Annotated in this window: 26 protein-coding genes; 18 read left to right on the forward strand and 8 right to left on the reverse strand. The window is 41.5% G+C overall.

Annotated features, from left to right (window positions below; genetic code table 11):
- Nucleotide 1 precedes the first annotated feature (1 nt).
- On the reverse strand, nucleotides 2-601 hold the full coding sequence (locus tag J7I80_RS06085) for a class I SAM-dependent methyltransferase (RefSeq protein WP_214736623.1): 600 nt from the start codon (nucleotides 599-601) through the stop codon (nucleotides 2-4).
- 391 nt (nucleotides 602-992) lie between these two features.
- On the opposite strand from J7I80_RS06085, the gene J7I80_RS06090 reads away from it, so the two are divergent.
- The 5 genes from J7I80_RS06090 (at nucleotide 993) to odhB (ending at nucleotide 7,642) form a co-directional block, all read left to right on the forward strand.
- Nucleotides 993-1,568 carry a hypothetical protein gene (locus J7I80_RS06090; RefSeq protein ID WP_214736625.1) on the forward strand — a complete coding sequence of 192 codons (576 nt, stop codon included), beginning with the start codon at nucleotides 993-995 and terminating at the stop codon, nucleotides 1,566-1,568.
- A gap of 142 nt (nucleotides 1,569-1,710) precedes the next feature.
- Nucleotides 1,711-2,769, forward strand: a complete 1,059-nt coding sequence (gene mnmH, locus J7I80_RS06095; protein ID WP_214736627.1) for a tRNA 2-selenouridine(34) synthase MnmH — start codon at nucleotides 1,711-1,713, stop codon at nucleotides 2,767-2,769.
- Between the two features lie 195 nt (nucleotides 2,770-2,964).
- Nucleotides 2,965-3,201 (forward strand): hypothetical protein, encoded by a 237-nt coding sequence (locus J7I80_RS06100; RefSeq protein WP_214736630.1) that lies wholly within the window; start codon nucleotides 2,965-2,967, stop codon nucleotides 3,199-3,201.
- 273 nt (nucleotides 3,202-3,474) lie between these two features.
- Entirely contained in the window at nucleotides 3,475-6,315 is a 2,841-nt protein-coding gene (gene sucA, locus J7I80_RS06105) for a 2-oxoglutarate dehydrogenase E1 component (RefSeq protein ID WP_214736632.1), read from the forward strand.
- A 1-nt stretch (nucleotide 6,316) separates the two neighbouring features.
- The gene (odhB, locus tag J7I80_RS06110) at nucleotides 6,317-7,642 is read left to right on the forward strand and encodes a 2-oxoglutarate dehydrogenase complex dihydrolipoyllysine-residue succinyltransferase (protein ID WP_214736634.1); all 1,326 of its coding nucleotides are present in this window, start codon (nucleotides 6,317-6,319) and stop codon (nucleotides 7,640-7,642) included.
- An 801-nt stretch (nucleotides 7,643-8,443) separates the two neighbouring features.
- Here odhB and J7I80_RS06115 read toward each other — a convergent pair.
- On the reverse strand, nucleotides 8,444-9,352 hold the full coding sequence (locus J7I80_RS06115; protein WP_214736636.1) for a nuclease-related domain-containing protein: 909 nt from the start codon (nucleotides 9,350-9,352) through the stop codon (nucleotides 8,444-8,446).
- 199 nt (nucleotides 9,353-9,551) lie between these two features.
- Nucleotides 9,552-9,686, reverse strand: coding sequence for a sporulation histidine kinase inhibitor Sda (gene sda / locus J7I80_RS06120; protein WP_192470565.1), 135 nt, complete (start codon nucleotides 9,684-9,686; stop codon nucleotides 9,552-9,554).
- A gap of 305 nt (nucleotides 9,687-9,991) precedes the next feature.
- Here sda and J7I80_RS06125 point away from each other — a divergent pair, with 305 nt between their 5' ends.
- The 12 genes from J7I80_RS06125 to J7I80_RS06180 all read left to right on the forward strand — a co-directional run bounded on the left by J7I80_RS06125 (nucleotide 9,992) and on the right by J7I80_RS06180 (nucleotide 18,958).
- Complete coding sequence (locus tag J7I80_RS06125; protein WP_214736638.1) at nucleotides 9,992-11,125, forward strand: MBL fold metallo-hydrolase; 1,134 nt, start codon at nucleotides 9,992-9,994, stop codon at nucleotides 11,123-11,125.
- Nucleotides 11,126-11,424: 299 nt separating this feature from the next.
- Nucleotides 11,425-11,994 (forward strand): FAD-dependent oxidoreductase, encoded by a 570-nt coding sequence (locus J7I80_RS06130; RefSeq protein WP_214736639.1) that lies wholly within the window; start codon nucleotides 11,425-11,427, stop codon nucleotides 11,992-11,994.
- A gap of 159 nt (nucleotides 11,995-12,153) precedes the next feature.
- A complete protein-coding gene (locus J7I80_RS06135) occupies nucleotides 12,154-13,794 on the forward strand; it encodes an AMP-binding protein (RefSeq protein WP_214736791.1) in 1,641 nt (546 codons plus the stop codon).
- A gap of 137 nt (nucleotides 13,795-13,931) precedes the next feature.
- A complete protein-coding gene (locus J7I80_RS06140) occupies nucleotides 13,932-14,489 on the forward strand; it encodes a GNAT family N-acetyltransferase (RefSeq protein WP_214736641.1) in 558 nt (185 codons plus the stop codon).
- A 3-nt stretch (nucleotides 14,490-14,492) separates the two neighbouring features.
- A complete protein-coding gene (locus J7I80_RS06145; protein WP_214736643.1) occupies nucleotides 14,493-15,587 on the forward strand; it encodes a threonine aldolase family protein in 1,095 nt (364 codons plus the stop codon).
- 172 nt (nucleotides 15,588-15,759) lie between these two features.
- Nucleotides 15,760-16,029, forward strand: coding sequence for a hypothetical protein (locus J7I80_RS06150; RefSeq protein ID WP_192470569.1), 270 nt, complete (start codon nucleotides 15,760-15,762; stop codon nucleotides 16,027-16,029).
- A gap of 110 nt (nucleotides 16,030-16,139) precedes the next feature.
- A complete protein-coding gene (locus tag J7I80_RS06155; protein ID WP_214736645.1) occupies nucleotides 16,140-16,808 on the forward strand; it encodes an SOS response-associated peptidase in 669 nt (222 codons plus the stop codon).
- A 107-nt stretch (nucleotides 16,809-16,915) separates the two neighbouring features.
- Nucleotides 16,916-17,119: a hypothetical protein gene (locus J7I80_RS06160; RefSeq protein WP_214736647.1), complete on the forward strand. Its 204-nt coding sequence runs from the start codon at nucleotides 16,916-16,918 to the stop codon at nucleotides 17,117-17,119.
- A 74-nt stretch (nucleotides 17,120-17,193) separates the two neighbouring features.
- Nucleotides 17,194-17,400 carry a DUF6501 family protein gene (locus J7I80_RS06165; RefSeq protein ID WP_214736649.1) on the forward strand — a complete coding sequence of 69 codons (207 nt, stop codon included), beginning with the start codon at nucleotides 17,194-17,196 and terminating at the stop codon, nucleotides 17,398-17,400.
- Between the two features lie 213 nt (nucleotides 17,401-17,613).
- The gene (locus tag J7I80_RS06170) at nucleotides 17,614-18,198 is read left to right on the forward strand and encodes a GNAT family N-acetyltransferase (RefSeq protein WP_214736651.1); all 585 of its coding nucleotides are present in this window, start codon (nucleotides 17,614-17,616) and stop codon (nucleotides 18,196-18,198) included.
- Nucleotides 18,199-18,221: 23 nt separating this feature from the next.
- Nucleotides 18,222-18,611 carry a fluoride efflux transporter CrcB gene (gene crcB, locus J7I80_RS06175; RefSeq protein ID WP_214736653.1) on the forward strand — a complete coding sequence of 130 codons (390 nt, stop codon included), beginning with the start codon at nucleotides 18,222-18,224 and terminating at the stop codon, nucleotides 18,609-18,611.
- Complete coding sequence (locus J7I80_RS06180; RefSeq protein WP_214736655.1) at nucleotides 18,608-18,958, forward strand: fluoride efflux transporter FluC; 351 nt, start codon at nucleotides 18,608-18,610, stop codon at nucleotides 18,956-18,958. Before crcB ends, J7I80_RS06180 begins: the two co-directional genes overlap by 4 nt.
- A 49-nt stretch (nucleotides 18,959-19,007) precedes the next feature.
- Here J7I80_RS06180 and abc-f read toward each other — a convergent pair whose 3' ends face one another.
- The 3 genes from abc-f to J7I80_RS06195 all read right to left on the reverse strand — a co-directional run bounded on the left by abc-f (nucleotide 19,008) and on the right by J7I80_RS06195 (nucleotide 22,207).
- A complete protein-coding gene (abc-f, locus tag J7I80_RS06185; RefSeq protein ID WP_214736657.1) occupies nucleotides 19,008-20,729 on the reverse strand; it encodes a ribosomal protection-like ABC-F family protein in 1,722 nt (573 codons plus the stop codon).
- Between the two features lie 399 nt (nucleotides 20,730-21,128).
- Nucleotides 21,129-21,899 (reverse strand): membrane protein insertase YidC, encoded by a 771-nt coding sequence (gene yidC, locus J7I80_RS06190; RefSeq protein ID WP_214736660.1) that lies wholly within the window; start codon nucleotides 21,897-21,899, stop codon nucleotides 21,129-21,131.
- 20 nt (nucleotides 21,900-21,919) lie between these two features.
- On the reverse strand, nucleotides 21,920-22,207 hold the full coding sequence (locus tag J7I80_RS06195; protein ID WP_214736662.1) for a hypothetical protein: 288 nt from the start codon (nucleotides 22,205-22,207) through the stop codon (nucleotides 21,920-21,922).
- A 181-nt stretch (nucleotides 22,208-22,388) separates the two neighbouring features.
- Between J7I80_RS06195 and J7I80_RS06200 the strand changes: the two genes are divergently transcribed.
- Nucleotides 22,389-22,709 carry a hypothetical protein gene (locus J7I80_RS06200; protein WP_214736664.1) on the forward strand — a complete coding sequence of 107 codons (321 nt, stop codon included), beginning with the start codon at nucleotides 22,389-22,391 and terminating at the stop codon, nucleotides 22,707-22,709.
- 645 nt (nucleotides 22,710-23,354) lie between these two features.
- On the opposite strand, the gene J7I80_RS06205 is transcribed toward J7I80_RS06200, so the two are convergent.
- Both J7I80_RS06205 and pflA read right to left on the reverse strand, forming a co-directional pair.
- The gene (locus J7I80_RS06205; protein WP_214736666.1) at nucleotides 23,355-24,089 is read right to left on the reverse strand and encodes an urease accessory protein UreH domain-containing protein; all 735 of its coding nucleotides are present in this window, start codon (nucleotides 24,087-24,089) and stop codon (nucleotides 23,355-23,357) included.
- A gap of 90 nt (nucleotides 24,090-24,179) precedes the next feature.
- Complete coding sequence (gene pflA, locus J7I80_RS06210; RefSeq protein ID WP_214736668.1) at nucleotides 24,180-24,920, reverse strand: pyruvate formate-lyase-activating protein; 741 nt, start codon at nucleotides 24,918-24,920, stop codon at nucleotides 24,180-24,182.
- Nucleotides 24,921-24,926 lie beyond the last annotated feature (6 nt).

The following is a 24,926-nucleotide window of genomic DNA, read 5'->3' on the forward strand; positions in this document are numbered from 1 at the left end:
GCTATTTCCTTTCTGCAGTGACACATACTGTCAAAACAGGTCTTACCTGCAGATAGGATGTCTCTGGGTTTTTGAATCCAGCATCTATTAAATCTTTTTTCATACGTTCTCCCAATTGCTTGGCTGTCTCTGCAGTCGAACCTTCTTCTCGAGGCTGGACAGTCAGGACGATTCTGCCTCCTATTTTCGACAATCGAAATAAATGCCTTAAGGAAGTCTGCGGTTGGTCCCAAAGTGGGTAATTATTTACCGAAATGATCTTATTGTAACGATGATCGGGTTGGAAGTCGGCAACATCACCTAAAGTCAGTTGTACTTTCCCTGTTTCAATCCATTCTTTATTTCTCTTTGCCGCCTCCTCCTTCATTTTTGCAGATAAGTCAATTCCATCCACTTCAATTCCGCGAAAATTTGACATTAAAGTCTTGATGCCATAACCGGGACCGAAGCCAACTTCCAAGATACGATCATTTTTATTCACTTGAAGTTTGTTTATACTCCATCGATTGATTTTGCGATTCTCAAAATACATTATAGTTCCTGCCAGCTTTCCAAGAATGCCTCTTGGCTTCTCGAACTGCTTTGCCATCGAATCTATCATATTCGTCACTCCTGATTATTTTACCCGGATTTATTCCTGGTTGTTCTTTTATACCAGTTATCGCTTATTTTTAAACTTTTCAACCTGTAAATACCTATCATTTTAACCTCATGAAAAATGATGATAGCAACACGGGGTGGGAATAAAGACAGTCTATTCTGAAAATTATTTCTCGGGAAAGCGCAGAAACGGACAATATACAACAATAAAAGTATGGTAAATGAAAAAAATGACTAAATTTGTCAGGTGTGATAATGTATATTTTTTCTTAAAGCGTGCGATTTGTTACAGTACATTCAATTATTTGTTGTATATACTTTACTTAAAGTTTTTCAAGGCTGGAAATAAAAGAGACGAAATAATTAGTTTTTAATAAAGGACGTTGAACGAGATGAAAATGTACGAAGCGATTCTCGATATTTTAGGTAAAAAGGGAAATGCGACAATACCAGTGATTTGCCAGGAAATGAGTGGACATGAACAAAGCTTTGTAAGTGAGAATGATCTAGTGGAACCTTCTTATATAAAAACACTTGTTAGCAGCAATAAGGAATTATTTCTATTAAAAGATGACATCGTTTCAATAAGGCCTGATAAGGAGCCCCTTTTGATGACAGTGGTATTGCATGGATATCCGGGACCTGAAATGAGGGTGAGAATAGATTTTAAAAGGAACACCTTCACTTACTTTGAATGGCATCTTGATGCTAAAGCTACCGAGCCGCTTGAAGTCGGCACCTATGGAAGCGTGGAGGATTTTAAAAAGAAGCTGTATTATTTGAAGTTATGGGAGTGGAGAAAAGATTATCAAACAGAAGGCATTGTAGTTGATGGAACCAGCTGGTCAGTAAAATTAAAAACAAAAGGCAGGACCTATGAAAGCAGGGGCCTTGATTCCTTTCCGGAACATTGGAAGGAATTTTGCCAGGCAGTCAGTGTACTCGTAGGCAAAAAGTTTTCATGTTAACCGCAGACCTTCTGCGGTTTTTTGTTTTTAAAAAATGATAGGATTAAGCTGATTTAAGGGAATAATGGTGAAAAATCTGCTTGTTTTAGGTACAATAAGTAGATGTAGTTTTAAACATGCGACCATGGAGGTCAATCGAGAAATGAAAGATATATCAGTACAACAATTAATCAGCTCAAAGGAATATATACCAGTCGATGTCAGAGCGCCAATCGAGCATCGTGAATCTGCCATACCCGGGTCAGTCAATATACCATTATTCACAGACGATGAAAGACAAGAAATTGGCACACTTTATAAGCGGTCTGGTGAAGAGGCGGCAAAATGGCGGGCTATGGAGATTGTTTCTCCAAAGCTTCCACGCTTGCTCGGTGAGATAAAGGATCTCAAAAAGACAGGTGCTGAACCTGTAATCCATTGTTGGAGAGGCGGAATGCGAAGCAGGTCTGTAGCATCATTCCTTGAATATGCCGGAATCCCCGCAATGCGTCTGGAAGGCGGTTACCGTGCGTACAGGGAATATATTTTGGAGAAAACTCCCCAGTTGCTGCCCGAAAAAGCCATCGTTTTGCATGGAATGACAGGTACTGGCAAAACGGATATCTTGCAGGCTCTCCAGGAAAAGGGATACCCTGTTGTCGATCTGGAAAAAATCGCAAACCATAGAGGATCCATTTTTGGAATGATTGGCAAGGGAGAGGCGCACAATCAGAAAACATTTGACGCTTTACTGTTTGAAAGGCTGAATGAGCTGACAGGTTCCAACTACTTTATCATTGAAGCGGAGAGCAAAAGAATCGGGCGGTCAGCCCAGCCTGAAGAGTTGATCTATAAAAAACAAAACGGAATCCATTTCCTGGTTAAAAGCTCTATACCTAAAAGAGTTGAACGCATATACGGTGAATATGTTCAGCCTTTTATGGGAGAAGCCTGGTTTGAAGAAGAAGTCAGGGAGAAGGTAACAAAGCTGATAAGGCGGATCAATCATGAAATATCACCCTCTTTGGCTGTAGCTCTGGAAGAAAAAAATTATAAAGATTTGATTGAGATTTTACTGGTCCATTATTATGATCCCCGGTATAACCATGCACTGCTAGAGTATGATGGTCCTTTTGTAGAAGTTGATGCAGACGCCCCAGACGTCATTCAAAATATAGAAAAAGAAATACAAAAAACACTTTCTGGCTCAACAGCGGTTTAAACTGTCAGATAAAAGGTAATTAAGTAGGGAAGGCATATGAAATGCTTTCCCTTTTCTTTTTGGCCTATAAGTAAGCTCTTCTTTTGGCAGAGTGAAATTATTTTGCAGTTTGGACTTTAATTATGATATTTGTCACGCAAAATTCTGAATATTTGATATATAATTTGAATGAGGAACATTAACAGGAGGGTGAATATGCGCGAATCGAAAAATTGCCACCACCGTTTTTCTTTCCACGAGGAACATGTTGGATTTACAACCAATGATGGTGTAGACATTTTTACAGCCGGATCAAGATTCCAGAAGTGCATAACATGCGGGCATATTGAAATGCCTGTAGAACATAGTGAAATGATCGAGCCCAGTCAGATTGAAAAAAGAAATAATCTTTTTGCACCGAAAAACATGTTTGCTACAATGATGAGTTTATAGATTATAAGGCAACAAACTCAAAAACCGGTATAACCGGTTTTTTTTATTGTCCTTTTTAACAGTAATAGTTTTTTCGAAATAATAAAACTATGCATTTAATTAACACTATCGCCATAGTCAAAACCTTTGGTTAAAAGGAAAAATCATGTTAAAATATTAATGTAAACGGTTGATATCTGAATTATAATATTATTCTTTGAATTAACAGTTAGAAATAAGCACGACAGGGTAACAGATAATTAGCGAATATAGTATTGGCAAGGGGGTTTTTTTGTGAAAAAGCCAGTTACGGGGAATAAGGCAATATGGCCGGGATTTCATGGGCCAAACCAGGGGTATGTTGATGAATTATATGAAATGTACCTTAGAGATCCTGATTCCGTTGAAGCTGATATCAAGGAATATTTTGAACAGCATTCTAATCTTCAATTGAAAGAACCTGAAAAACGTAATGAAGAAACAATTGTAGAAAAACCAGCGGGGTCTCCGGCGAAAATCGCAGCTGCATTGAGATATGCTGATTATATCCGTTCTTATGGCCATTTATCTGCAAATATTTATCCATTGCAGTTTGGCAGCAAGGATCCTCAACTTGATGACTATGAAAAATGGGGATTGACTGATGCTGATTTGACGGACATTCCAGTAGATCTCATATGTCCGAGTGCCCCTACTTCTATAAAGAATGGGAAAGAGGCTTTTCAATTCCTTAAACAGGTTTACTCCGATACAATTGCGTACGAATTTGAACATGTAAATGAAATGGCTGAAAAGGAATGGCTAAGACAGAAGGTTGAGTCTGGTGAACTAATTCCTAAAGTTGAAGCAGAAAGAAAAATCAGTTTATATGAACGTCTTACAGAGGTCGAGAACTTTGAGAAGTATCTGCACCGTACTTTTGTCGGCCAAAAGAGGTTTTCAATCGAGGGTCTTGATTCAATGATTCCTCTTCTTGATGAGGTTATCGCTGGCGCAGTGAATAATGGTGTTGAAACAATTAACATAGGAATGGCACACAGGGGTAGACTCAATGTCCTTGCCCATGTTCTCGGTAAACCGTATGAAATGATTTTTGCTGAATTCCAGCATGCACCAAATAAAGAGCTGGTTCCATCAGAAGGATCTATTGGAATTAATTTCGGCTGGACCGGCGATGTTAAATATCACCTTGGCCTTGACCGGAAGATAAAGTCAGACAATACAGCGAATGCAAGACTGACTCTGGCCAATAACCCGAGTCACCTGGAATTTGCAGGTGCTGTGGTTGAGGGCTTTACGCGAGCCGCTCAGGATGACAGGGACGAACCTGGTTACGCAAAATATGATCCAGTTAAAGCGATGGCGCTCCTGATCCATGGAGATGCTGCATTCCCGGGGCAGGGAATCGTGGCTGAAACGCTGAACTTGAGCCGTTTAAACGGATATAAGACAGGCGGAACCATTCACGTAATCGCCAATAACACCATTGGCTTTACTACCGAATCAATGGATTCACGTTCCACTCGCTATGCGAGCGACCTGGCAAAGGGATATGAAATTCCGATCATCCACGTCAATGCTGATGATCCTGAGGCTTGCTTAATGGCAGCCAGACTGGCTTTTGAATACAGAAAGACTTTCGGGAAGGATTTCTTGATTGACCTGATTGGGTACCGACGATTTGGCCATAACGAAATGGATGAGCCAATGACTACAAATCCTGAAATGTATGTACTGGTCCACAAACATCCGACAGTTAAGAAACTCTATGGCAATAAGCTTGTAGATCAGGGATCAATGTCTGATGAGAAAAGAAACGAGATTGAGCAAAGAGTCACGAACAGGCTGACAGAGGCATATGAAAAAGTCCCGAAGAAAGAAAAGGAAGTAACGAACGAACCCGATATTCCAGAAGTAGTGGAAATGGGAATACCAGAGATAGAAACTGGGGTGCCAATCGAAGCATTAAGAAAAATGAATAGTGATCTCCTTAACTGGCCTGAAGGATTCAATGTTTTTAATAAATTGGAGAAAATTCTTCAGAGAAGGAAAGAAGCCTTTTCTGCGAGCGGTAAAATCGACTGGGGACTTGCGGAAACATTGGCGTTTGCTTCTATAATCAAAGACGGTACACCAGTCAGACTTACAGGACAGGATTCTGAGAGAGGAACCTTCGCACAGAGAAATCTAGTTTTGCATGATAGTGAAACTGGAGAGCAATTTTCACCACTCCATGTATTGCCTGATGCAAAAGCATCCTTCTCGATTCATAACAGCCCGCTATCCGAAGCTGCTGTAGTGGGCTTTGAATATGGCTATAACGTATTCGCCCCGGAAACCTTAGTACTCTGGGAAGCGCAATATGGTGATTTTGCCAACGCTGCCCAAGTATTGTTCGACCAGTTCGTGGCGGCTGGCAGAGCGAAGTGGGGACAGAAATCCGGTCTGGTCATGCTTCTGCCTCATGGTTATGAAGGCCAGGGCCCAGAGCATTCAAGCGGCAGAGTAGAAAGATTTTTAACACTCGCAGCTGAGAACAACTGGACTGTTGCCAACCTGTCTTCTGCAGCTCAATATTTCCATATCCTCAGAAGACAGGCGGCGATTTTAAGGCAGGAGGCTGTACGCCCGCTGGTGTTGATGACACCTAAGAGTCTGCTCAGAAATCCTACGGTTGCAGCGGACCCACAACAATTGGCCGAAGGCAGCTTCAAGCCGATCATTGAGCAGCCAGGACTTGGTGGCCAGCCGGAAAATGTCGAGCGCGTGGTTCTGTGCACTGGAAAAGTGAGCATTGATATCGCAGAAAAGATACAGCCGAAAGAGCATGGATGGCTGCATGTATTGAGAGTCGAGGAAATCTATCCTTTCCCGCTTGAACTTTTAAAAGAGAAGTTAAGGAGTTATCCGAACTTAAAAGAAATCGTCTGGGTCCAGGAAGAACCAAAGAATATGGGTGCATGGACTTTCGTCGAGCCGAGAATCAATGAAGCAGCACCAAACGGGCTGGAAGCTTCGTATATTGGCAGAAGAAGACGATCAAGCCCGGCAGAGGGAGATCCGAACATCCACAAGTTGGAGCAGGCAAGAATTGTAAGAGATGCACTGACAAGGACAAATGGAGGAGGAATTTAAGATGGCAGAGATTAAAGTTCCTGAATTGGCCGAATCAATCACCGAGGGAACGATTGCCCAATGGCTGAAAAAAAAGGGTGATCAAGTCGAGAAAGGTGAATATGTCGTTGAACTGGAAACCGATAAAGTGAATGTTGAGATTATCTCTGACTATGACGGAGTATTGACGGAGCTGCTCGCTGAAGAAGGAGATACAGTGAAGGTTGGGGAAGCAATCGCAATTGTTGGTGAGCAGGGGAGTGCAGGAAACGATCAGAATACTGCGGAAGCAGGAAACAATCCGAATACTGCAGTAGCAGGAAGGGAGACTGAGTCACCTGATGAACGTGCTGGTGGTTCTTCTGAAGCAAAAAAAACCGAGACCAGTAAATCGGGTGAACAGTCTGGTGCCGAAGAAGCATCGGAGCGTATCATTGCATCACCAGCTGCCAGAAAGCTGGCCAGGGAAAAGGGCATCGATTTGAGCAAGGTAACCTCCCAGGATCCGCTTGGCCGAGTAAGGAAACAGGATGTGGAGTCTTTTACTCCAGGACAAAAGGCAACTGGTGAAAGTGCTGCACAAAAGCCAGTGGATGAAAAAGCTGCTGCGCCAAAGGCTGCTACTGCCGGAAATTCTGCTGATGACAGCCGGGTCGAACGTATCAAGATGTCACGAAGACGCCAGACTATCGCGAACAGACTGGTAGAGGTCCAACAGACAGCAGCGATGCTAACGACTTTTAATGAAGTCGATATGACGGCTGTTATGGAATTGAGGAAGAAATGGAAGGATCGTTTCTATGAGGAGAACGATGTTCGTTTAGGGTTTATGTCATTTTTCACGAAAGCTGTTGTGGCGGCGTTGAAAAAGACTCCTTACCTGAATGCTGAAATCCAGGGAGACGAAATCGTCCTCAAAAAGTTTTATGACATTGGAGTCGCTGTTGCCGCAGACGAAGGACTTGTAGTGCCGGTCATCAGGGACGCAGACAGAAAAAACTTTGCAGAGATCGAAAACGATATAAACGAATTGGCTGAAAAGGCACGAACAAACAAACTTTCCTTGAAAGACCTTCAGGGAGGAAGCTTTACGATTACAAACGGAGGCGTATTTGGATCATTGCTGTCCACACCGATCATCAATGGTCCGCAGGTAGGTATCCTCGGAATGCATACCATCCAGCTTCGTCCCGTAGCAATCGATAAGGACCGAATGGAAAACAGGCCGATGATGTACATCGCTTTATCCTATGACCACAGGATCGTGGATGGAAAGGAAGCCGTTACCTTCTTGAAGCGGATCAAGGAACTGATGGAAGATCCAGAATCTTTATTGCTACAGGGGTAATTAATAGAGCACTGCCGGGGATTATCGGCAGTGCTTTTTTTGGTTTTGAAGGGTTTGGCGGAACAGTTTTCTTGTTGATCCTAGAGCTGTCAAAAAACCGCGGTTATTATGACAGGTTTTTGTGTGTAGAGGCCAAAGCTGTCAAGAAACCGCGGTTATTATGACAGGTTTCAGTGCATCGAGCCCAAAGCTGTCAAGAAAATGACGTTATTATGACAGGTTTAAGTGTTTAGAGCCCAAAGCTGTCAAGAAACCGCTATTATTATGACAGGTTTCAGTGTACAGAGCTCAAAGCTGTCAAGAAACCGCGGTTATTATGACAGGTTTTTGTGTGTAGAGGCCAAAGCTGTCAAGAATCCGTTGTTATTATGACAGGTTTCAGTGTATCGAGCTCAAAGCTGTCAAGAAACCGCGGTTATTATGACAGGTTTCAGTGCATTGAGCCCAAAGCTGTCAAGAAACCGCGGTTATTGTGACAGGTTTCAGTGCATCGAGCTCAGAGCTGTCAAGAAAATGACGTTATTATGACAGGTTTAAGTGTTTAGAGCCCAAAGCTGTCAAGAAACCGCGGTTATTATGACAGGTTTCAGTGCATCGAGCCCAAAGCTGTCAAGAAACCGCGGTTATTATGACAGGTTTCAGTGCATCGAGCCCAAAGCTGTCAAGAAACCAGCGTTATTGGGACAGGTTTCAGTATATCGAGCCAAAGCTGTCAAGAAACCGCCGTTAATGTGACAGGTTTCAGTGTTTAGAGGTCAAAGCTGTCATTAATTCTCGAAGATCCTTAAGTCAGCTTGCTTTTCACTCAAAATATACATCCTTGGTCTTTCCAACTGGACTATAATACTTCTTCAACACCCTCAAAAACGTCCTCCTGCTAACCTTCCGATTACACCACTCATAAACGATTTGCGTAGTGATTTTCTCTTCAGGAAAAAGCACTTTGATTTCCTCGATATGCCGCACAATCGCCTTTTCGATTCTTTCATGGGTTCCACATTTTCCGCAAACGAGGTCATATTGATCAATTTCGGTATTCAAGGACCCGCATTCACAGCAATGCATTCCTTTTTCCAGTTGTTCATATTGGTAGTGAGGCAGGGTGGAAAATGGATTTTTAACCTGGTGCAGTGAAAGCAATGTTTGGGCGAGTTTCTTGTGGCTATCATCCATTTTGGAAGGAGTGTTGTTTAACTCTTTTAGAAACCGGTTAATTTGTGTTGGTAGAATGATCGGTTGATCCATCGGGGCCTGGTAGAGGGTGAATTCAGGATTGTTGAAGATCACGGTGGCGCGGCCTAGGTGATTCATCCTGAGGTTTTGGAGCAGCTGACGGAACAGGGTCTCACTTCGTGTCAATTGAATGACGGGGTTTTTGTATTCTCGATTCGTACGGACTGAATATAATTTGTCTCCATCGAGATAGTAATCGCCTTCGTGATATTTGACATCGATAAGATAAACTCCATCTTGCGCAATGATAACTTTATCCAGCTGGAAATAAGAGTTATTAACTTGAAGTAGGAGGTCATCGATGATATACCTTTCTTCAGCGAGATTTTCGGTCATCCGGTCGAAGATCATTTCTCCTGTAAAACCCTTTTCCATCTTCCAAAGCTGGAACTTATTCTCCGAAGATAATTCCATTCTTCTGTTTAAATGCCTTAATGCAATTAATTCCATTGGCTCGGTACGTGCTTTTAGTAGCATGGTCCACTTCCTTTCTATAAGCTCATTTTAATCTAAACAGATAAGTAATTTTGTGAATTTTTTGTTAACATTTCTCCGCCAATAATTCAGCCGCGAATCAGTCATAATCTCTTTAAAAAAATTAAAAAAACCGCTCTACTGCCAATATGGCAGCAAGCGGCTTTTGTCATCAAGCGACAAATGTTTTTCTTGTTTCTGATTAACGATTTTTAAATGGCTTGAGTCCTCTTTTGGAGATTTCTGTTTTAAGTATTTTTGCCCATTCTTTATCATGTTCCGACTTTAATGCATCACGATACGAGACCACCAACTGTTCATTGCTCATAATTTTCATTTGCATTCCTCCTCGGTAAGAATGGATTGAATTTTCAAACTATATTGTATAGTTTCATTCATTGTAAAGGTTTATTAAGGTTTTGAAAACCCATTATGAAGAATTTTTATTAGAAATTTTTTCATATTCTGGACAGTTAAAAAACCGATGGAATCGTTAAGAAAATTGGACAAAACACCATAGTCACATTATTAAACAAAAAAAGCTTGCAATTTATCATTCGAAATTATAATATATACCCATAAGGGTATTAAATGGGGATTTAATACTCGACATAATCATTTTTATCAACGGGAGGAATTATTATGGGAATGCAAGCAATCACTGCTGAAAAATTAAATGAATGGGTAGTAAACAAAAAAGAATTTTTCATTTTTGACGTAAGAAATGTTAAAGACTTTGAAGACTGGAAGGTTGAAGGTGAAAAAATCGACTACCTTAATATCCCTTACTTTGACTTAATCGATGGTGTTGACGAAGTAGTTGACCAGCTTCCGAAGGATAAAGACATCGTGGTAATCTGTGCTAAGGAAGGTTCTTCAGTAATGGTTGCTGAAATGCTTTCTGATGCAGGTTTTGATGTTTCCTATCTTTCTGGCGGGATGAAATCCTGGAGCGAATACCTGTATCCAGTTGAAGTATATAAGGATGAAAAGGTCAAAGTCCTTCAGTTCATCCGTGTTGGAAAAGGCTGTCTTTCATATATGGTTCTTTCTGAAAATGAGGCACTTGTTGTGGATCCATCAAGGTTCACCAACCGTTATACTGAAGTTGCACAAAAGGAAAATGTAAAAATCACACACATCGTTGATTCTCACCTTCATGCTGACCACCTATCCGGCGGAAAGGAACTGGCTGAGGTCACAGGAGCGAAATATTACCTGATGAAGAGTGAAGGCGCGGTATTTGACTTTGAAGCGCTAGAGCAGCATGATAAAATTGAATTCGAGAACATTACACTTGAAGTCTTGGCCGTTAAGACACCAGGACATACCCCGGGCAGTGTTTCGTTCTTTGTGAATAATAAACTTCTATTCTCAGGCGATACTATCTTTGTAAATGGCCTTGGACGCCCAGACCTTGGCGGAAAAGCTGCTGAGTGGGCAAAAGACTTGTATGATACTGTTTATAGCAAAGTATCCCAAATTGCGGATGATGTAATTGTATTGCCGGGACACTATGCTGCCTTTGATGACGAAGTAAATGAAGAAGGTTTCATTGGAAGCCAAATAGGTTTGATCCGCAAGCAAAATGAAATTATGGCAGGTAAAACAGTTGATGAGTTTGTCGACCATGTAGCTCAATCTGCATCAAGTGAGACACCGCCAAATTTTGAGGATATTGTTGCGATCAACCGCGGTGTAAAAGAAGTGACAGCAGAAGAAGCAATGGAGCTGGAAATCGGTCCTAACCGCTGCGCTGTACACCACACTCACTAAAAAACAAAAAGAGGGAAGCACTGCTTTCCTCTTTTTAAGTCTAATGATTGCTTGTGAGGTGAGAACTTGGAAGAAAATAAGAAAAATAACCATTGTGCAGGCGGTTCCTGAGGAATCGGACCAAAGCGTACAGGTAATGAAGGGCAAGGGAAGTTTTCTGGCTTTCCGCCTATATGACCAGCCACGTACGTATGGCTCCTGGCAGGAGTCATTTATTTGATTTCTAAGTTATTCTAAAAAAAAGATAGCCTCCCAGTAGAAAAGGGGAGGATACATAAGATTCAGGAGGGAAAGTTTGAATGCTAGATGTACTAGTGATTGGAGGCGGGATTTCAGGTGGATCAGCTGCGATTTACACTTCCCAGGGCGGATTGAAAACTGCAGTCATCGATTCAGGGAAATCCCAAATCAAACAAGTTTCAAAGCTTTTTAATTATCCGGGAATCAAAGAAATTGCCGGTCCAGAACTTCTGGATAACATTAAAGACCAGGCAATTGATGGGGGCACTGAATGGCTTGAGGGTTCGGTTGAAACAGTCACACGGACCGATCATGGCTATTCAATCAAATTGACTGATGGCAATGAAAGAGCTGCAAAGTACCTGGTTATTGCCACGAACCTTCAAACTTCATTGCTTGAAAGCCTAGGATTCGAGTTGGCAGTAAATGAGAAGGTACCTAGCGGGAAAATTAAAAAGGTATTGGGGATTGAGCACGATGGAACCACAAAACTCCCAAATCTTTATATCACCAGCTTGTTAGCAGGTCTGTCAAGTCAATCCGTCATAGCCGCGGGACATGGCGCTTCTATTGGCATATCGATTGTGTCCAAGGAAACTGGAAAATCCTATATGTGGCATGACAAGTAACTACTAAAGCGGGGAATTTTCCCTGCTTTTTTATTTGTATTTTTAGTAAAAAGGGAGGAATGTATTTTAAAAATATTGAATATTCAAACTAGAGTGTTATAGTTATTAGTAAACGCTTACATAATTTAACTTAATTAGGAGGTTGGTTTAATGGAAAATCTGCTGCCATACACGGTAGGTGAATTACTGGAAGTTCAAGCTAAGAAGTATCCAGAGCATGAAGCGGTTGTTTATGCGGACCGTGACCTGAGGATGAATTATAAGGAGTTCAACATGCTATGCCGCAAAGCTGCCAGAGGATTGATGAAGCTGGGAGTGAAAAAAGGAGAGCACATTGCTGCCTGGTCTTCTAATACGCCGGAATGGGTGGTGTCTCAGTTTGCCACAGGAAAGATGGGGGCAGTCCTTGTTACTGTCAACACAAATTATCGGACGGCGGAATTGGAGTATCTATTAAAACAGTCAGATTCCACGACCATCATATTGATGGAACAATACAAAGACGCTTCTTACATTGACATGGTATACGAGATTGTTCCAGAGTTGAAAACGAGTGAGCCAGGCCAGCTCGAAAGCAGCACTCTGCCATATTTGAAAAATGTGATTGTAATGGGAGAAAAGCGTTTTCCGGGCACATACAGCTGGCAGGACATCCTGGATATGGCTGATGGCGTGACAGAGGAAGAATTGGACGAGCAAATGGCAACGCTGAAGCAGAGTGAAGTCATCAACATGCAGTATACTTCAGGTACGACTGGATTTCCAAAGGGAGTTATGCTGACTCACAGCAATATTGTCAATAACGCGTATAATGTTGCGTCTGCAATGAAGCTTACGGATCAAGATAGACTGTGTATTCCTGTACCGTTTTTCCATTGCTTCGGCTGTGTAATGGGTACCCTTGCTTGTGCCACTGTTGGTGCAACAATGGTTCCTGTCCAGGAGTTCAGTCCAAAAGCAGTTCTTGAGACCGTCGAAAAAGAAAAGTGTACGGCCCTTCACGGTGTACCAACCATGTTCATCGCCGAGCTGAATGATCCTGAATTTGAAAAATATGACCTTTCATCCTTGAGAACGGGGATTATGGCTGGATCCAATTGCCCGATTGAAGTGATGAAAGCTTTGAATGAGAAAATGGGAGCTAAGGAAATAACAATTGCCTATGGTCAAACAGAATCGTCTCCAGTCATTACGCAGACGAGGACGAACGATCCACTGGAATTGAGGGTGGAAACTGTAGGAAAAGCCCTTCCTGAGGTGGAGGTGAAAATCGTCAAGCCAGGTACGATGGAGGAGGTTCCAAGTGGAGTCCAGGGAGAACTTTGCACACGCGGCTACCATGTTATGGACGGGTATTATAAAAATCCTGACGCAACGAGGGAAGCGATTGACGCAGAGGGCTGGCTCCACACAGGGGATTTGGCTGTTATGGATGAAAACGGCTATTGCCGAGTAACCGGCAGACTAAAGGATATGATCATCAGGGGTGGGGAAAACATCTACCCACGCGAAATCGAAGAATTCCTTTACAGACATCCGAAAGTCCTTGATGTCCAGGTTGTAGGAATCCCAGATAGTGTGTATGGCGAGGAAGTCATGGCATGGATTATTTTAAAAGATAGAGAATCTGCCACAGCTGAAGAAATCAAAGAATATTGCAAAGGCAAAATCTCAAGACACAAAATTCCAAGATATATCGAATTCACAGAAAGCTATCCTATGACCGCTTCAGGAAAAATTCAAAAGTTCAAGTTAAGAGAACAGGCGATGGAAGCTGTGGAAGAGCTTAAAAATGTATAAAAGAGAGGATGGAATCACCTGATTCCATCCTTTTAACGTTGTTGTAAGCATTTTGGACATCGGTGTGATAATTTGAACTATACAGAAAGGTTCTCAATGTCTAAAATTAAGCTAAGGTATATTTTGGAGGAAATTCGATGCTGATAAGTGAAAAAGATTTTAATATTAGGGATTTAAAATACAAAATTCGATCTGCAGCCGATATTGATGCAGAAGCTTTGTCTGATTTAAGGCTGCAAATTGACGGAGAAACTGAAAATCTTGACCGGGAACCAGGCGAGGCATTCATTGACCCCCAAAGCTTTCGATCCATTATAAAAGCAGACAGTGAGAGTCCTACAAACATCTTTTTGGTGGCTGAAACAAAAGGAAGGCTTATCGGGTTTTCAAGATGTGCTGGAACTGACCTAAAAAGGTTCAGGCATAAAGTAGAATTCGGGGTAGGCGTATTAAAAGAGTTTTGGGGCTATGGTATCGGCAAAAATTTGTTACAAGAATCGATTTCCTGGGCAGATGAAAACCAAATTAAGAAAATCACTCTGCATGTGATGGAAACTAATGAGGGTGCCAGGAGGCTCTATGAAAAGCTTGGATTTGAAATCGAAGGTGTCTTGAAGAATGATAAACTGCTGTCTGATGGCAATTTTTATAATATGGTTGTGATGGGGCGATTAAATAACGGAATGGAGGGATGATTCATGATTAATACATTGCAGGAAGCTTTTACTGAATCGACATACCAATTGACCGGCCACGGCAAGAGAAATGTCCAGGTCTTAAAGGACGCTTTTGAAAAAATCGAGGGACAGCTGGATAGTGATATTTATGGAACTGGAAAAGTTATAGAAGACTTTCAGGATAAAATGGCCGCATTCCTGGGCAAGGAGAAGGCCGTTTTCTTTCCGAGCGGAACGATGGCGCAACAAATCGCATTGCGTATTTGGTGTGATGAAAAAGAATTACCAAAAGTAGCTTACCATCCGTTAAGCCACCTGGAAATCCATGAGGAAGATGGACTGAAGGAATTACATAATATCAAAACGATTTTGATAGCAGACGAGACTCGTGTGATCGAGCTTGAAGACGTGGTATCCATGGAGGAGTCTGTTGCTTGCCTATTGCTGGAATTGCCTCAAAGGGAGATTGGTGGGCAGCTGCCAAGCTATGAGACTCTTGAAGACATATCCCGTTATTGCCGAAAGAATGGTATTAAGCTGCATCTTGATGGAGCAAGACTCCTTGAAGTGCTTCCCTATTATGAGAAGACAGCTTCTCAAGTGTGCGAGCTTTTTGACAGCGTCTATCTCTCTTTTTACAAGGGAATAGGAGGGATTTCTGGTGCAATCCTAGCGGGCGAGGAAGAATTCGTATCAAAATCAAAGATCTGGAAACGGCGGTATGGCGGAGATTTGATTAGCCTGTATCCATATATTCTTTCAGCAGACCACTATTTCAATCAGAAATCTCACAAAATGGGACAGTATTATGAAAATGCAAAGGAACTGGCTGGCTTTTATAACTCGTGCCATTCGGTTACAACACTGCCCGAAATGCCGGTTTCTAACATGTTTCATGTGCATTTTCGTCATCCGAGAGAAGAAATAGAAACAGTTTTAATAGAGGCAATACGAAAAACAGGTGTAGGATTCATCAATCATCTAAAGTCAACTGGAGAACACTCTTGTTATTTTGAAGTAAGTATTGGTGACCGTTACGAAGAAGTTCCGAAAGAAACGGTAAAAAACGCATTTTTACAGCTGGATCATTTGATGAAGAGTAAATTTCCATTATGATTGTTTTGAATTTAGCAAATAAAACACATTGAATTGAACAAATTTTGAACATCATTTTGAACATTTTGTTACAACTGTACCAGCATTATATTAATTAATACCATATCTCCCTATAATATAGTGTATATACCTGGACCTTGTTATGGTTTTGGGATTATGGGAGGATGGTCGTATGAAATGGCTATGGGTTTTAGTGCTGTCGATCATAAGTGTTTTATTCCTTATTAAAGGAATTGAGCTTTGGTCGGTCATTGACCATGTGGATGGGGATGGCATTGGTATTACGTTTCTAGGGTTCAGCATAAACGATAGAGTTTTGAATGAAAGTATATCGGGGTATGCGATGGGTTTTACGATTGCGTCAATCATACCATTTCTGGTTGCAGCAAATATTGCTCTCAGGGCAAAAATAAAAAAGAATCTGAATGCAGAAAAGATATAGATCAAGCCTGGCTCAACAAAAAGCCTGGCTTATTTTTTTTTACAGGAGAAGATGTTACTTCCTTAACAGGTCGGGAATTATAGTAAAAAACACGTGATGGAGGAAGCGAAATGTGCGGACGGTTTTCATTGTTTGAGGAACTAGATTCCTTGAAGGAACAATTTCAGTTTGATTTTTCGGATGATCTGGATGCCAGGTACAATATCGCACCCGGTCAGGACATCTTGACAGTAATTGATAATGGAGAAGGCAGGATTGGGACCAATATGAGGTGGGGATTAGTTCCCTTTTGGGCGGATGATGAAAAAATTGGCTATAGAATGATTAATGCACGCGCAGAGACGGTCGATGAAAAAGCGAGCTTCAAGCATGCTCTCAAACAAAGGCGCTGCTTGATTCTTACTGATGGTTTTTACGAATGGAAAAAAGACGGCAAGCAAAAACAGCCATACCGATTTGGAATGAAAAATAAAAAACCGTTCGCGTTAGCAGGGCTTTGGGAACACTGGAATAAGGGTGGGAAGGATATTACTTCCTGCACGATCATCACCACAAGTCCAAATGAAGTGACCGGAAAAATCCATGACAGGATGCCTGTGATTCTGCCGGAGGATAAGCTTGATATGTGGCTTGACCGTTCTATAGATAAAACTGAAAAACTAAAAAAAATGCTGGTTCCGTATGATGGCGACTTTATGGAATCATACCTGGTTTCAACCGCAATAAATTCGGCCAAAAATGAAGGAAAAGAACTAATTGCTCCGATTAACAGTCTATAGAAAAAATTTCCTTTAGTTCCGGGATGTTTAATACAAGTCTTGATTGTGGTAAAGAAAGACACAGCCAAACACCAAGATGAAATAACATCCTGGAAAGAGGGGTTAACATGAATGGGTTTACTAAAAACGGATTTTATGAATTGATTTACAAAAATGAACGTTTTTCTTTTTTACAATATATTCGCAAAGATTTAATATGTGATGTTTGCTATATAACTTTAAAAAATGTAATTACTGGTGAAACAATGACTTTTGATCAAGCGGAAGTACGTGGTTTGCAAATAGCAGGTGAAGAAGCGAGTGCCAGCTAACTATTGCCTATTCGATCATCTTTTCTTTATACTATACTATAGTATATGAAACTTACTTAAAGGAAGTGCAGAAGATGATCCACACGAACTGGAACGAACGAGAAACAATCAAGACGCTAAAGTGCATTCACACAGATGCAAAAAAGTATATTGTAAATAACAAGCTTACATCTGGAAAGGTTTATGAAGTCAAAAACGAGACTGATGAATTTTACTTCATTATTGATAATTCCGGCAAGGTTGGCGGTTATTATAAAGATTATTTTGAAGAGGTAAAATAAGTTCGCAGGCTGCCCGGAAGACCGTGCAGCCTGTTTTTTTTATAGTTACCTAATGAAGCATTTTTCACGTTGGCTAGTAAGAAATACATATGCGGGATTACGTATGAATAGCGGCAATCAAGTGAGAAAGCAGCCTTCTCAAATAGGGCATTCCCAGATTATATTCGCCGGTGGTATGATAAAGGAATATACGACCAAATGGGAGTTGGGAAGATGGATGAAAAAATCACCCTGGAAGGTATTACAGTAAAGCTGGCGCCAATGGAATCCCGTCAGCTTGATGGTTTGTGGGGAGCTGGGCAAGACCAGTCAATCTGGGAATTTACATCTTCGAAGGTCAGAAATAAAGACGAGATGAAAAGAGTCATTGAAACAGCGATGGCAGAAAGAGAAAAAGGAACGCAAATACCATTTACCGTCCTTGATAAGAAAAACGGTAAAATAGTTGGCAGTTCAAGATTTCTTGATATTTCAGAAGCACATAGATCACTTGAGATAGGCTGGACCTGGTACAATCCTGAAAACTGGAGAACTAGTGTTAACACAGAAACGAAATTGCTCATGCTCCAATATGCTTTTGAAAGTATGGGGATGAACAGGGTGCAATTTTGTACAGATTCCAGGAATATACGCTCGCAAACGGCGATTGCCCGTCTCGGTGCCCAAAGAGAAGGGGTGCTGCGGAAACATCGAGTAATCGCCGACGGCTTTGTAAGAGATACAGTCGTCTTTAGCATTCTGAAAGAAGAATGGCCAAAGGTTAAAGCAGGTTTACAGGAAAAGTTGAATCGAGTATAGCGGTGCAAAAGGAAGGTTATTTTTTGGTATATTTAGGAGTAGGACTTGGAGGTATGTTAGGAAGCCTCCTGCGGTACTTAGTCAGTCTTAGCACAAGTAATTTTTTAAATAATGGGTTTCCCACGGGCACACTGATTGCCAATCTAGCAGGCTCATTGTTCTTAGGTTGGTTCACGGCCCGAATTATAACGAGAAGTAATCTACACCCTGTACTGTCGGCAACAATTGGCACTGGTCTAACAGGATCATTCACGACTTTTTCAACCTTCAGTTTGGAAACCCTGTTAATGGTAGAGAACGGAAGTATAGGGATGGCAATATTCTATGTGCTTCTCAGTGCTGTTGGCGGGTTGTTCCTTGCAGCAGCAGGTTATAAGCTTGGTACAGTGACCGGCAGGGAGGCGGGAAGATGATTGGTTTTGTATGGGTAGCTTTAGGCGGAATGGCCGGAACCCTTTCAAGATTCGGTGTCCAAAAGTTATTGCCCCAAACCGTTTTGCCGGGTGCTACGCTTACGGTTAACCTTCTTGGATCTTTTTTGCTCGGATGGATTGTCGGTCAAGGAATTCAGGGGAATCTATACCTTTTTGCTGCAACAGGCTTTATGGGGTCATTTACTACCTTTTCCACACTTAATGTTGACGTAGTAAAACTGATCAACAACAAACAAAGTAAAGCCGTGGTGGTATATGTTGCAAGTACATATATCGGCGGTCTCCTCAGTGCAGCGGCAGGATTGTTTATTGGCAGATTATTATAAAAGGAAAAAACACCAGTTGAATTTTGGTGTTTTTTCTATGCATCATAGATTATTCTAATTCTCTTTTCTTTCTCAATAGCTCGGAAAGGTCCTTGTCGAGCTGCTCATAACCAGGTTCATCCCTGGTCATGAAAGATAGCCTGCCAATAATGGCGTTGATTTCATTTTGGAGAACCATCAATCGCTCGGCTCTTTCCTTACTGCCTGGATCAGGCGACGATTTCCTGGTGTTAAATTCCTTCATGCCAAATTCTTTCCTGCTAAATTTTCCGTCATCAATCAATAATAATTTATCACTGATTTTCTCTTGAAAATAAACATCGTGTGATACCACCAGTAGCGAGCCCTGGAAATTCAATAAAGTTTTTTCGAGACTTTCCCTGCTGGCCAGGTCAAGATGATTGGTAGGTTCGTCTAGAATCAGTAAATCGAGTTCACCCAAGAGCATCATTACAAGTTTTATCCTCGTCCTCTCTCCGAGGCTTAGGTTGTTGATTGGGACCGTAAGCTTTTCTTCAGGGAGTCCAATATTGGCAAAAATCGTCCTCGCTCTGCCGATCGATTCTCTGTCTGTAAGTCCTGTATATTCTAGTGCTGTTTGATGGAGAGGGAGGTCTGATACATCCTGGCTGAGATAACCGATCTTTATTGTTTCGCTGACCCAAACCTCACCAGATGAAGCCGTTTCATCACCAAGCAGAATCTTGACAAGGGTTGTTTTTCCGCTGCCGTTTTTACCCAGAAGGGCCATTCTTTCTCCGTGGTTCATATAAAAATGGCTCTTATCAAACAAACAGCGGCTGCCGAAGGATTTTGAGAGCTCGCTGGCTTCTATAATCCGTTTTCCTTTCTTTCGGCTATCCTGGAACTCGAAACGGACCTTAGCTTCCTCCTTTGGCGCTTTGACCTCATTCTTTTCAAGCTCCTGATTCAGTCGTTTCGTCTTCGACTTTATTTGATTATCCATCTTCTTTGCTTTCATACGATGGTATTCCTTATATCCAATTTGTCGTCTTTCGGAGGCAGAACCTTGTTTCGTCGAATCCCGATGGGCTTTTTCCGACCAGTTTTTAAGATTAGCCATTTGCTGTTCGATTTGTTGTTTGTGTTTTTGCTGTATTTCGTAATGGTGAAGCTGAATTTCATACAGTCTTTCTTTTTCCTTGCGGTAAGAAGTGTAGTTACCTTTGAATAATTTTGTTGAGCCATCCTCGATTTCGATAATTTCTGTCACGGTCCGGTCGAGGAAATATCGATCATGGGAAATAATGATCACGGCGCCTTTAAATGTTTTCAATTCGTCAATCAGCCACTCTACACCCTGCAAGTCCAAGTGGTTTGTGGGCTCATCGAGTATGAGAAGTTCTGGCCTGCTTGCCCATACACTTGAAAGTGAAATTTTCAACTTTTCGCCGCCGCTTAACTTACTCCAATCAGGATCAGCCCAATCAATATCCTTGTTAAGTCCTAACTGACTTGAAATCTGAAATAAATCACTACCCGTCAGAGAGTCAATATCCTCCAGTTCATGAATGGAATATTCCGTTGATTGTTTTAGATAACCGATGTTTAAGGTTTTGTTAAAAGTATCGATGAAACCTTTATCAGGTAAAAGACTTCCTGATATAATATTCGCCAATGTAGTCTTACCGGCGCCATTATTGCCGACCAGGCCAATACGGCTTTCTTGTTTTATATCAATTTCCGCATTTTGTAATATTTGCTTTTCATTAAAGCTCTTCTGAATACCTCTTATCTTCATGATTGTCATAAAAATTTCCACCTTTCGTTTTGTATCTATTGAATGAAGGTGAGTATTTTATCCATCAAAAAAACCTCCCAGGTGTTACCCGGAAGGTTCTGCAACGGCACTCACAACAGATTCAAAGGCCACAAAACAAAGCATTATATTGCCAAATGGCAACATGCCTTGGTTGAAAGGCTATAAATCGACTTGGAATGGCTAAAAGAGCAGACTAATCCTATTTTCGGGCAACACGTTTTTTCATATTAGAAAAATCGGGCAGAAAATAAGATTAGTATTTCATCGGCTCTTAACCATTCCCTTCGAATATCATTAATTCACAGTATAGCTCGAGGGAAAGTCAGGTGTCAACCATATTATTCCACAAAAAAAACCTGGGAAGCTGGTTCCCAGGTCGATAAGAAATTAAACTTGCTGTTCAACTTTAATGGAACTTTCGTTTTTGGCATACACCTTTCTTGCCAGCAGGGTCTGTACAATTAGAAACATCCCGCCAACTGCCCAGTACAGGGGAAGGGCAGAGGGGGCATTGATTGAGAACATGACAATCATGACTGGTGAAAGCAGTCCCATCAACTTCATCTGCTTCTTTTGCTCCTCCGTTACATTAGACATTGAGACTTTAAATTGCAAATAGTAGATCAGACCGGCAGCTGCAGTAATCCATATATCAGAATGTCCAAGATTGAACCAGAGAAATGAATGGCTGGCTATTTCAGCAGAACCACTTATTGCATAGTAAAGGCCCATTAAAATCGGCATCTGGACCAGCATAGGCAGACATCCGACTGATAGCGGATTTACTCCATGCTTTTGATAGAGCCCCATCATTTCCTGCTGAAGCTTCCTCTGCTCCGCAGGATCTTTGGTTTCTTTTAGCTTCTTCTGGATGGCATCCATTTCTGGCTTCACTATTTCCATCTTTTCTTTCATGTTCTGCTGGTTTTTATACTGTTTTAGCATAAGCGGCATTAATACCAGTCTGATCAGCAGGGTAATCATAATAATGGCAAGTCCGTAACTGCCGCCGGTCAGCCCTGCAAAAAGGTGAATAAGCCACGTGAATGGATTAACAAATGTTGACTGAAAAAATGAACCCTCACTGGTCATTGCCTGGCAGCCAGTTAAAAGGATTGGTATAAATAGAACAAATATCATGGTGAAAAGCTTTTTCATTTTTCTCCTCCTAATTGTTTCTAGTTATTAATTAAAGGAGAAAAATGGCTGTCTTCATCACCAGGTTCAATTTTTATTTTTATTATCTTTAAAATTAGCAGGTGAAAGCTCAATCCAAGATCAGCTTTATTTTTAAAAGCTGTTTCAGAAGCGGAAGGCTTCATCCTGATCCGTAACAGACTAGACTCGAGAATGGAGGTGTCACGCAATATCCAGAATACGGACATCGACATGCTGATGAGCAAAGTCAGATAAACACTATAAACGGCGGTTGCATCAACCGACTGAGCATAAATTTCCAAAAGCATGCCATCACCTCTTTTCAATCATTGCTCAATTATAATTGATAAACGTAGTCTGAGCAATTCATATATTATATACGGAATAAACGTTGAAAAGTTTCAGTTACCAGATAGTGGGGGTTTCGAAAATTAGAATAGTGGCTATGTATATAAAACAAACTTCCCAATCTGAAAAGGGGTGCCAAACATGAAAAAAGTCGTATATGGATTAATGGTCAATTCAGGTGACGCTGACGAGATGCTGTGGGACCATGGTGTATGGGAAACAGAAGAAGCAGCGAATGAATATATCGAAAATGAAATGTCTACGGTTAGCGGCGTTTGGGCAGGAGAGCTCAAGGTTAATGACGCCATTCCAGATGCAGCAGACTATGATGAAGAAGAAATGGTAGAGTGCCCACAATGTGGGATCCAGTACAATCCAGAGGACGTCAACACTGTTGATTACGACGAAGCAGTCTGCATCAACTGTGAACCAGGATACAAGGAAAATATGAATATAGCATAAGACCAATAGCCGTGAACTCGAGGTTCATGGCTTTTGTTTTGAAAAATGCTTTCAGGTAATGACATAGATATTGTAACTTCATTTCACAGGCTGATTGCGTTTCTTGAACTGGTAACTGTTCATTCATATCATCTGGTTCCGCAATCAACATAGTTATTGTGACAGCTTTTACCGGTATGAAGGCAAAGCTGTCAAGAAAAGCCCGGTATTGTGACAGCTTTTCAGGATAAGGAGGCAAAGCTGTCAAGAAAAGCCGGGTATTGTGACAGCTTTTCAGAGAAAGGAGGCAAAGCTGTCAAGAAAAGCACGTTATTGTGACAGCTTTTCAGGATAAGGAGGCAAAGCTGTCAAGAAAACCCCGTTATTGTGACAGCTTTTAACGGTATGAAGGCAAAGCTGTCAAGAAAGGCTCGTTATTGTGACAGCTTTTCAGGATAAGGAGGCAAAGCTGTCAAGAAAACCCCGTTATTGTGACAGCTTTTCAGAATAAGGAGGCAAAGCTGTCAAGAAAAACCCGTTATTGTGACAGCTTTTCAGAATAAGGAGGCAAAGCTGTCAAGAAAAGCTCGATATTGTGACAGCTTTTCAGAATAAAGAGGCAAAGCTGTCAAGAAAAGCTCGTTATCTAGCTTTCAGTGAGTTAAATTAAAAGCCCCAATAAGTGAGTGTATCAAATATTCCAATGATGATTAAAGTGTACCCGGCAACCTTCTGTACAATTGCCCCCAGCTTGCGTCCTTTTTTCAACAATGCCCCATTCAAGCCGATGTATGAAATTACAACTGCAAAGATAATCAGCGGAATCGAAGTTCCAATGGCAAAAACAGATGGTAGGACTGCACCGTACGATGTATTCAGGACAATCGGCATAAGTGTGAAGAAGTATAGAGAAAACATCGTAGGGCAGAATGCGATTGAAAAGCTTACTCCCATTAAAAAAGATCCTGTTTTTCCGCTGCCAGTCCATTGTGGCAAAACTGAAGTGATACGATTGATCCAATTAAATGCGAAGAGGCCGATAAGTGACAGACCGATTAAAATGAAAAGAGGTCCCATCAGTTTACGGAACCAGGAAAAGAAGCCTGGCAAGACCTGCTGGAAGCTCTGGCCTACTATCCAGACTGCAAGGCCTAGAAGTGTAAAAACCAATATTTTGCCAAAGATGAAAAAGGCAATTTCGATCCACTGGCTTTTTGTTTGCAGACTCCGGTTGCCATAATAGGTGATAGCACCGAGATTTCCTGTCAGCTGGCATGGAGCAAGGGCCCCGACGAGTCCTAAAAGGAAGCTTGCCAATAAGGGGATTTGTTCAGTCTGGTTCACAAGGGTGAAAAATGGTCCGCTCAAAAAATTGCTGATCTCTGTAAACAGTTGATACATAAAGAACCTCCACAAAAACTATTACCACTATGATACTAAAAAAATATCCAAATAGTATGCAGAAAAAAACAGCAGGTAGGAATCCTGCTGTTAATTCACTGCTATATGGGCCGTCAATAGCTTATAGGCATTTTCCACTTCATCATCGGAAGGAGGTTCGACATCTTTAAGTGGATACTCAAGCCCTAATGCTTCCCATTTATAAACGCCAAGCTTATGATACGGCAATACCTCCAGCTTTTTTACATTTCCCAGTGTGCCAATAAATTCGCCTAATTTGGTAAGGTCCTCAATTTCATTTGTGACTCCAGGGACCAGTACATGGCGAACCCAAATTGGAACTTGATGGTCTGATAAAAAACGGGCGAAATCCAGGATGTGATCATTGGCCATTCCTGTCAGTTTTATATGTTTTTTCCTATTGATATGCTTTAAATCTAATAGAATCAGGTCAGTGTAATTTAAAAGCTCTTCCAGCTGCTGCTGAAAAAGGGGAGCGGTTGAATAACATCCTCCTGAAGAATCAATAGTGGTGTGCACTCCAAGTTTTTTGCACTCCTTGAAAAGCTCAGTAATAAAAGGAATCTGTAAAAGCGGTTCACCGCCGCTTACTGTGATGCCGCCGCCAGAAGCTTCAATAAAAGGAAGATAGGCTTTCAAATCATCAATAATTTCGGAAACAGACATCTGTTTGCCCGTGCCGATCTCCCAGGTATCTGCATTATGGCAAAATTGGCACCGCAGCAGGCACCCCTGTGTAAAGATGACATAGCGAATCCCAGGTCCGTCTACGGTTCCAAAGGTTTCAATAGAATGAATGTTTCCGTTCATGATGAT

Source organism: Bacillus sp. ISL-41, from assembly GCF_018613235.1.
Taxonomy (GTDB): Bacteria; Bacillota; Bacilli; order Bacillales; family Cytobacillaceae; genus Mesobacillus.

Bases quoted from the DNA above. Each gene is read 5' to 3' on its own strand.
- J7I80_RS06200 (WP_214736664.1), top strand. From the start codon at position 22,389: ATGAAAAAAGTCGTATATGGATTAATGGTCAATTCAGGTGACGCTGAC.
- odhB (WP_214736634.1), top strand. From the start codon at position 6,317: ATGGCAGAGATTAAAGTTCCTGAATTGGCCGAATCAATCACCGAGGGA.
- J7I80_RS06180 (WP_214736655.1), top strand. From the start codon at position 18,608: ATGATTGGTTTTGTATGGGTAGCTTTAGGCGGAATGGCCGGAACCCTT.
- J7I80_RS06170 (WP_214736651.1), top strand. From the start codon at position 17,614: ATGGATGAAAAAATCACCCTGGAAGGTATTACAGTAAAGCTGGCGCCA.
- J7I80_RS06205 (WP_214736666.1), bottom strand. From the start codon at position 24,089: ATGTATCAACTGTTTACAGAGATCAGCAATTTTTTGAGCGGACCATTT.
- J7I80_RS06100 (WP_214736630.1), top strand. From the start codon at position 2,965: ATGCGCGAATCGAAAAATTGCCACCACCGTTTTTCTTTCCACGAGGAA.
- J7I80_RS06090 (WP_214736625.1), top strand. From the start codon at position 993: ATGAAAATGTACGAAGCGATTCTCGATATTTTAGGTAAAAAGGGAAAT.
- mnmH (WP_214736627.1), top strand. From the start codon at position 1,711: ATGAAAGATATATCAGTACAACAATTAATCAGCTCAAAGGAATATATA.
- J7I80_RS06165 (WP_214736649.1), top strand. From the start codon at position 17,194: ATGATCCACACGAACTGGAACGAACGAGAAACAATCAAGACGCTAAAG.
- J7I80_RS06140 (WP_214736641.1), top strand. From the start codon at position 13,932: ATGCTGATAAGTGAAAAAGATTTTAATATTAGGGATTTAAAATACAAA.
- J7I80_RS06115 (WP_214736636.1), bottom strand. From the start codon at position 9,352: ATGCTACTAAAAGCACGTACCGAGCCAATGGAATTAATTGCATTAAGG.
- J7I80_RS06195 (WP_214736662.1), bottom strand. From the start codon at position 22,207: ATGCTTTTGGAAATTTATGCTCAGTCGGTTGATGCAACCGCCGTTTAT.
- J7I80_RS06085 (WP_214736623.1), bottom strand. From the start codon at position 601: ATGATAGATTCGATGGCAAAGCAGTTCGAGAAGCCAAGAGGCATTCTT.
- yidC (WP_214736660.1), bottom strand. From the start codon at position 21,899: ATGAAAAAGCTTTTCACCATGATATTTGTTCTATTTATACCAATCCTT.
- J7I80_RS06125 (WP_214736638.1), top strand. From the start codon at position 9,992: ATGGGAATGCAAGCAATCACTGCTGAAAAATTAAATGAATGGGTAGTA.
- J7I80_RS06155 (WP_214736645.1), top strand. From the start codon at position 16,140: ATGTGCGGACGGTTTTCATTGTTTGAGGAACTAGATTCCTTGAAGGAA.
- J7I80_RS06150 (WP_192470569.1), top strand. From the start codon at position 15,760: ATGAAATGGCTATGGGTTTTAGTGCTGTCGATCATAAGTGTTTTATTC.
- J7I80_RS06130 (WP_214736639.1), top strand. From the start codon at position 11,425: ATGCTAGATGTACTAGTGATTGGAGGCGGGATTTCAGGTGGATCAGCT.
- J7I80_RS06160 (WP_214736647.1), top strand. From the start codon at position 16,916: ATGAATGGGTTTACTAAAAACGGATTTTATGAATTGATTTACAAAAAT.
- J7I80_RS06145 (WP_214736643.1), top strand. From the start codon at position 14,493: ATGATTAATACATTGCAGGAAGCTTTTACTGAATCGACATACCAATTG.
- abc-f (WP_214736657.1), bottom strand. From the start codon at position 20,729: ATGACAATCATGAAGATAAGAGGTATTCAGAAGAGCTTTAATGAAAAG.
- sda (WP_192470565.1), bottom strand. From the start codon at position 9,686: ATGAAAATTATGAGCAATGAACAGTTGGTGGTCTCGTATCGTGATGCA.
- pflA (WP_214736668.1), bottom strand. From the start codon at position 24,920: ATGAACGGAAACATTCATTCTATTGAAACCTTTGGAACCGTAGACGGA.